This window comes from Halalkalibaculum sp. DA384 (assembly GCF_043951955.1).
Classification (GTDB): Bacteria; Bacteroidota; Rhodothermia; order Balneolales; family Balneolaceae; genus JAMQKA01.
This window is the reverse complement of sequence record NZ_JBINJE010000042.1, coordinates 19,740-27,586: the sequence shown is the minus strand read 5'-3', so window position 1 is coordinate 27,586 and position 7,847 is coordinate 19,740. Positions and strand designations below refer to the sequence as shown.

The following is a 7,847-nucleotide window of genomic DNA, read 5'->3' as shown; positions in this document are numbered from 1 at the left end:
CCCGTATTCCTGGGAGCCGGACAGGGCCTCACGCTTGATCATCTGGTCCAGCTGCTGGGCAGACATGGACGGCTCTGGCAGGCCTTCCAGGTACTCATCGGTAATGTCAAAATACATATCGGGGTTTGATCCCTTAACGAGTTCTTCCCTGATATACTGAATAACAGCATAGGTATCTTCAGGGGACAGCCACCGCTGGGCGCCCATCTGGCCGGCCCCGTTGGTGATAGTCTGCCACATGCTGTAGGGATCCGAACCATACTTGAACGGGTCGCTGTTGAACGAGCGGGCCGTCGGCAGGTTGGAGCTGCCGTCGGCCCCGTGGCAGGCCGCGCAGACCTGCTCGTAAAATTTTTGACCCTGTTGAAGCGTCTGCTCATTTAAGCTGCTAATTACTTCCGCATGATCAATAACCGCCCCGGGAGCCTCCGACAGGCGCCTCCCTTCCATCGGTACCTGCTCTTCACCAAAGATCATATGCCCCTCCATACGGTCTCCTGAAATCGTCACATCCACAGCTATCGTGTCGTACAACCGCTCTACGAGGAATGTGAGCCGGCCATCCTCATATTCGATATTCTGTAGTTTTCGTGTAACCGAACTGCTGGCCATGTCAAAAATACCGCTGTATGATCCCGGATCACCAGAAATACTGATGGTACCGCCGTCGGTTTCTCCCTCCTCAAATTGAATGGTAAATTCCCACCTGCCGGTAATTTCCGACGAAGATTGGGCGTGAGCCATCAGCGGAATAAACAGACCTGCTGACAAGCATATAAGTATGATCTTTTTTAAATCAGTAACCATTTCCAGATAAATATTTATTCGTTTCATAGTACATTCGTTGGCGTTATTCATGCTCTAGCACACTGTTAGTCAATTCGTTGAATGGCAATATTTGCAAAACGGACCCGGGCATTCTCGGCTTGCAGCCGGATGGGGCCCTCCGTTACCGTCTCATCATAACTGGGGAAACTCTCATCCGGCCAAATGGTGGCGGACGGGAATCCCATAAATGTCGGCTTGTACAGTTTGACGGATTCATGGATTCGGGTGCCATTCAATTCCACGGTTGCTTTTCCATCAATAAATTCAATCTCAAGAGTCTGCCACTGTCCCGCCGGTTTAGAGGCATTTTCCAATGGGGCCTTCCTGCGGTAAATGGCGCCATTCGACCGATCGGTGGGTTGTTTGCCGTATGAATCCAGGATCGCTATCTCCCAGGATCCGTTCAGGTATACCCCGCTGTTGCCGCGCCATTCGTTGGTTACCCAGTCCGGGTACTCCGGGATGTAATAATCAAGTCGCAGCCGGTAATTGTTATAATGATGACGGGTTATGATGTCTCCATACCCGGGGCGGGCTACCAGCATTCCATCCTCAACATTCCAGCGCGCCGGGGACATGGTGTAATCGATCGGACCTTCCGAATTCGCCCGGCGATCCACATACAACATATATGGTGGGATGGTCACATCATAATGTTTCCACTTTGAGAGATCGTTGCCGTCAAAAAGCATCTCCCACTCCTCCTTGTCTGTGGGATTAAAGGTCGGCGGGCTCGGAACGTTTGCCTGTTCAGGTTGATAGACTTCCTTTTCAGGTACGGCCTCAAAATTGTGCCCTTCAGCCAGAACGCCATTTTCGGGCACCTCATATTCAAGGGCCCAGAAGACGGAATTATAGAACAAGTGTTGAAAATAATCGGCTTCCAGGTCGCCAACGCGGTAGCTGCCCAGCGTAATCATGGGGCGTCGCGCTCCATTGTGATGGTAGGCCCAGGCCACAGGGTAGTTGGGGGAGTCGTAGCTGTCGTTGCCGATACCCGGGCTTTCTTCGCGGTCTCGGTTATGCCCATAAGAAAACACCACCGGCTCGGCGCCTTCCGTCAGCGGGGTAGAAACGTAGGGGCCTTCTCCCTGTCCCCATTTGCGTTGGACTCCGCGGACCATCGGATGATCGGCATGCTCCGGGTTTACCTGGGCGACAATTCGGCTTGTATAATGCGTTTTATAATGACCTCCGAAATATTTTGGAGAAAACGTGCGGTCCTTCCAGAAGGCGTGGGTCGTAGTTCGGATGCCGAGGGCCGGCTTTCCCTTCTCAAAATGCTCCATAAACAGTTTGGTTGATCGTTCCGTCCAGTTGCGGAATCGCATAAATACAACCATCAGATCAGCTTTGGCAATTTGTTCGGCCTTGGGTAATGGAGTGGGGTCGGGATCGTTATTGGGGGCAGTATCCGCTCCCGGGGCTTCATCAGCTATATATATTACATTAAAGCCGTAATCCTTCTCCAGCTTCTCGGCAAACGGTTTCATTCGTTCCCGCGACTGGTATTCATCGCCCCCCGTAACAAACACAATCGTCTGTTGTTCGGGAACCTGAGCGTGCCCAAAATTTACCCCCAAACAACTTATTATACCCAGCGTAAGCATAAAGTGGGAAAAACGGTTCATCTTGTTCACTTTCTTTGATCTGGAATTAGTAGAATACGAGCCAAATAATTTTAAATACATCGTATATAAAGGCCCGTACCACTACCGGAATTTTATGACTGTTCGGAAATAGCTGGTATCCAGACTTTGCTCTAAAAAATATGAATACCCGCTTCCTGAAATTTTATCAGTTAAACTGAAGAGGTAGTAATATGAATACTGACTACCGGGCAGTACCAATAACTGAGCAATGGTACTCTATAGGAATGGGAGCAGAACAGGGGAGGTTCTGCCCCCTTTTTTATTGCCTAGCAACTAGTACTAGGGATATATTTTTTACAAATAAAAATATTATCAAGAGGGTGGCCACCCTCTTGATTTCTACCGTTATTTCCAGGGGTCATTCTGTTCAAGATTTGAATTGTTGACCACTTCTGAAGTAGGTATCGGGAAATATTTGTGCTTCACAGGATCATAACTGGATACCTGTGTCGGACTACCGTGTTGCTGCAGGGCTTCTTCCATATCACCCCATCGAATTAGATCAAAATAGTACATATTTTCATATGTAAACTCCATCACGCGCTGATGCTTGATTTCCTCCATTAGTTCGTCGGCATTGGCGTAATCACCCATTGTTTTGGTGGCCAGATTAGCACGATCTCTCACCTCCTGTACAGCTTGTACTGCTTCTTGTGTAACACTACCAGCATCTATAGTTACAGCCTCGGCATACATAAGAAGTATATCTGCATAGCGCAGTACACGTTCGTTATTCTCAGCTTCACCACCGGTAAGCTGCGGTGGACAGCCAAGGTTTACATTCAAGTACTTTCGCCACCAGCCTCCTTCCGTGGTACTGGAGCCATCCGGGGCGCCCCCAACGCCCTGTCCACCCTGGCAGTCAATACCGCTTCCCAGCTCATTATATGGAACGCTAAACAATGGTAGTCCCTCATGGAAATATATGGTTTGGAGATACCTTGGATCAAAATCACCATCAACGGTTCTTTCCTCCGCCATTTTTTGCATCACCCAGTCTGAAGGACGCAAAAATATCTCGAAACCGATACCAGGAACACTATTGAAAGGACGGCCTTGAGTGGGCGTTGAGGGAGACGTATTAAACTTGTACTGAATCTCGTATAGCGATTCACTGTTATTTTCATTGACTGCAGTGAAATTATCCTCGTAGTTATCAACAAGGCTGTAATTTCCTGAGTCAATTACTTCCTTGAATTCAGATGCTGCCAAACTGTAGTTGTCGGGCTCTTCCAAATAACTGGCTCGATATAAATATGTTTTGCCCAAGAATCCGGTTGCTGTTCCTTTGGTAACCTTGGCGGCTGTTGATCTGGTTTCCGGAAGAACCTGCTTGGCAGCCTGGAGATCAGAAATTGCCTGGTCATATACAGCTCCAATGCTTTCCGCTTTAGGCGGGTTAAATTCTTCATCGGTCTCCGCCGGTTTCGTAACAATTGGCACCTGCCCATACATGTGTGCCAAATGGAAGTATGAAACTCCTCTGAAAAAGTGGGCCTCGGCAGTTAACAACTCACGCATACTTTCGTTACCCGTCCAGTCCACATTGTCCATATTGTCCAAAATGGTATTGGCGCGGAAAATAATGGTATAGCTAGCCTCCCAATAGCCTGCGGATGTACCGCTTTCCGGCGTAGTGCGGAAATTTGCATAGTTTACCTGGCCTTCGAAGGCACCGTCAGTCAGTTGCATATCGATGCCCCGGGCATTCTGCCCAAATGTTTCTCGCAAACCATCCATTACCGGGTAGAGTGTATTTACAGACTGTTGCATCTCTTCCGGAGTTTGAAAAAATGTGCCGGCCGTTATCTCATTTGGATTTTCGAGGTCCAAGAAGTCTTCACCACACCCACTGGCAACAAATACCAGTACGGTTAACACTAATACTTTATTTATCAGGTATTTCATAGTTATATCCCGTTGTTGTTAAAATTCAAGATTGATGCCAATTTGATAGGATCTGGCCTGGGGGGCTGTATCGCGATCAAGCCCCTGGGTAAAGGCTCCACCGAGCAATGGTGAAGACCCGATCTCAGGATCAGCTCCGGAATAACCCGTAAATGTGTATAGATTCTGTCCCCGTAAAAATATGCGGGCCGATCTCATCTGTAGTTTGCCAGCAAGATCAATCGGCAGAGTATAACCGAATTCCAAATTCCGAATTTTCACATAGTCAGCATCCTCCAGGTACCGATCAGAGGTTGGACGGGAATTCCAGTTATCATCAGAATCATTGGGATTCAGTCTTGGAAAGTTTGAATCCGGGTTATTTTCGGGATGGAATGCATCCAACAACCTCGTGCTGAGGTTTTCGAACCCATAGTTTCTTTCTACCAGGTATTGATGCGAGTTGTACACGACTTGCCCAAAAGCACCCGTCATATTCAGGCTGGCATCAAAGCCTTTATAGTTGGCGGAAAAATTAAAACCGACATTCATGGTTGGGATACCACTACCCTGCAGTTGCCGATCTCCTTCGCTGGTGATAGTTCCGTCATCATTAGCATCTACAAAACGGATATCACCCGGTTCAGCATCGGGTTGAATGACTGTTCCATCAGAATTTGTATGATTGTTCACTTCTTCTTCCGATTTAAAGATACCATCGGTCTCAATCAGCCAGAACTCTGCCAGCCCACCGCTTTCTTCCCGAAATTCCATTGTATGGGCCACATCCCATTCCGGTGCAGTGCTACCAAATACTATTCTGTCCGTTCCGAGCTCTTCTACCTTGGCATCTGTGGTAGCCAAATTGAAGCCAGTGGAATAATTGAAATCACCGGCATTCCCATTGTAGTTTAGCTCCATCTCAAATCCTTCATTTGAAATTTTACCTGAGTTGACTGACAACTCGCCGCCGCCCACCGATGGTGCAAGGGGCAGACCGATAATCATTTCATCCGCTTCATTATTGAAGTATTCAAAATAGCCGCTGATTTTGCCATTCCATAGCTCGTAGTCCATTCCAACAGTGGTGGTAATCAAAGACTCCCAACTGATGGCACTATTGATCGGCGTACCCGTTATCAGTCCGTCAGCAATAGCATCTCCAAACACAACCGGCTCATAATTTAGAGTTGGGGTATAGGGGTAATTTCCTACGTTTTGTCGTCCTATTTCCCCGTATCCCCCTCTTAACTTAAGCTCGGTAATTGTAGAGGCAAGGCTTGAATTTTGCCAGAAGCTTTCATTTGATATTCTCCAACCAAGGGAGCCTCCAGGAAAGTTACCCCAGCGAACATCAGGGGAAAACCGTGAGGACCCGTCACGACGGAAATTAACGGTTAACAGGTACCGGTCATCAAAACCGTAGTTGAGCTGACTAATAAATGAAAGCAGCGAGCTTTCTGACAAGAAACTGCCAACAAATGCATTTTGCCCGCCCGGTGCACTTAAGGTTTCCGTATTCTCAGAAAGAAAATTATTTTTTCCACCATCAATTCCTCTCTCCTGAAAACGTTGGGCAATAAACCCAGCGGTAATATCTATCGAGTGATCGGCAAAATCTCTGTCAAACCGGAGAGTATTGTCAATGTTCCAGTTATTTGAGACGCTTTCAGAAATATTTATTTCTTTATTGGGGTTAAAATACTCCCCTTGGTTTTCTCCTTTATCCCCAAACATATACTTGAACTGGTTATTAAACTGAGAATAGGAGCCGCTGATTTTGTAAGAGAACCCTTCAAAGAGTTCCACCTCTCCATACATATTCATTGATACCTCACTACCTTTATCCCATTGTTCCCAAATACTTTGAAAATGGAATGGGTTTCGAATCAGCGCTTCAGGGTTATCTCCCCCGCCCCAGTAGAAGTCAGAAGTTCTCCAAGATCCATCTTCAGTTTTGGGTGAAAAGTATGGATACATCTGTACCGCCTGCTGATACATAGATCTACTGAAAGCATATGCCTCGGGCAAAGTTTTTGACCTGTTAAGAGACAGGGATTGTCCCACGGTAATATTATCAGTAACAAAAAACTCTCCTTTGGCACGCAGGTTTACACGTTCGTAGCCGGTTCCTTTGGTAATTCCGTCTTGATCAAGATAACCTGCCGACACACGATAGGTCCCAAACTCACTACCGCCAGATACGGATAAATTGTGATTCTGCATCATTGCAGGTTCATAAATCAATTCCTGCCAATCATAACTCTGGAACTGACCGGGATTATCAAGATAATCCTTTGCTGCTTGCGGAATTCCGCTTCCCCCACTCAAATCATCACCATACATGCGCTGAAGAACCGTTACATATTCCTCGGCGTTGGTGAGCGAAATACCCTCGTATGGAACTTGGGTTCCAAAATAGTTGGAATATGATAATGTGGGTGCTCCACCCTGGACTCCGGATTTCGTTTCAACCAAAATTACACCGTTCGCAGCCCGGGACCCATAGATTGCAGCTGCTGAGGCATCTTTCAACACTTGTATAGACTCAATATCATCCGGATTGACATTCGTTAGTCCGGATTCCGTCTGAACACCATCTACAATGACAAGCGGATTGTTATCTCCTCCAAATGATGAATATCCGCGAATGGTAATATTCATGTCCGATCCGGGATTACCATTGGCAGCTTGAACATGCACACCTGCAACGGTTCCCTGAAGGGCCTGATTGGTATTCGTTACAGCTTTCTTTTGCATCCCTTCCACATCCGCTGAGGCAATAGATGTGGTAACATCTTCTCGTTGCTGACTACTGTATCCTGTAACAACCAAATCTTCCAACATTTCCTGAGAGCTTTGCAGCTCTACATCTATCGTTGAACGACCATCTATAGGTATTGTCATTGTTTCATAGCCCACAAAAGAAAAAACAAGCGTATCTGTTGCACTTGGTGCATCGATCTCATAACGACCTTCATTGTTTGTTGCGGTACCAGTCGATGTTCCCTTGATAACTACATTCACACCCGGAAGGACTTCTCCTGAACCAGCTTCGGTTACCAGTCCACTAACCAGGAAAGCAGCCTCTTCAGCTTGCGACACCTCTTCATTTGGTCCATATATGCCATACGTCTTCGGACTCAGATATTTGAACCGCATTCCATGCTCCTCCAAGAGTTCAGAAGTAGCCTCCCGAAAATTGTCGGACAACCTGTAGTCTTTGCCAACCCGTTTTCCCTGTACTGTTTGCGTTCCGTACAGAAAAACAACGTCAAATTCACTTTCAATTAGCTGCAGGGCTTCTTTAAGAGATGAACCACGTTCTACCTCTAGCTTATTCGACTGTTGTGATTCTACAAAAATTAAATTTCCATTTTGTGCTAATCCCACACTTCCCACTAAACATAAGCCGAAAGCAAGTATAGCCACTTTCGTTACCTGGAGCTTTATTGATTTCATAATTGTATCCTATTTTCC

General features: G+C 46.8%; 4 protein-coding genes. All 4 read right to left on the bottom strand.

Annotated features, from left to right (window positions below; translation table 11 throughout):
• Positions 1-771, bottom strand: a 771-nt coding sequence (locus tag ACG2E4_RS16605; RefSeq protein WP_395277265.1) for a c-type cytochrome, incomplete at its 3' end; no start/stop codon positions are given.
• A 101-nt stretch (positions 772-872) separates the two neighbouring features.
• On the bottom strand, positions 873-2,459 hold the full coding sequence (locus ACG2E4_RS16600; protein WP_395277264.1) for a family 16 glycoside hydrolase: 1,587 nt from the start codon (positions 2,457-2,459) through the stop codon (positions 873-875).
• Positions 2,460-2,825: 366 nt separating this feature from the next.
• Positions 2,826-4,388 carry a RagB/SusD family nutrient uptake outer membrane protein gene (locus tag ACG2E4_RS16595; RefSeq protein WP_395277263.1) on the bottom strand — a complete coding sequence of 521 codons (1,563 nt, stop codon included), beginning with the start codon at positions 4,386-4,388 and terminating at the stop codon, positions 2,826-2,828.
• An 18-nt stretch (positions 4,389-4,406) separates the two neighbouring features.
• Positions 4,407-7,829, bottom strand: coding sequence for a SusC/RagA family TonB-linked outer membrane protein (locus ACG2E4_RS16590; RefSeq protein ID WP_395277262.1), 3,423 nt, complete (start codon positions 7,827-7,829; stop codon positions 4,407-4,409).
• Between the last annotated feature and the right edge of the window lie 18 nt (positions 7,830-7,847).

Coding starts and splice junctions, on each gene's coding strand:
- ACG2E4_RS16595 (WP_395277263.1), bottom strand. CDS start 4,388: ATGAAATACCTGATAAATAAAGTATTAGTGTTAACCGTACTGGTATTT.
- ACG2E4_RS16590 (WP_395277262.1), bottom strand. CDS start 7,829: ATGAAATCAATAAAGCTCCAGGTAACGAAAGTGGCTATACTTGCTTTC.
- ACG2E4_RS16600 (WP_395277264.1), bottom strand. CDS start 2,459: ATGAACCGTTTTTCCCACTTTATGCTTACGCTGGGTATAATAAGTTGT.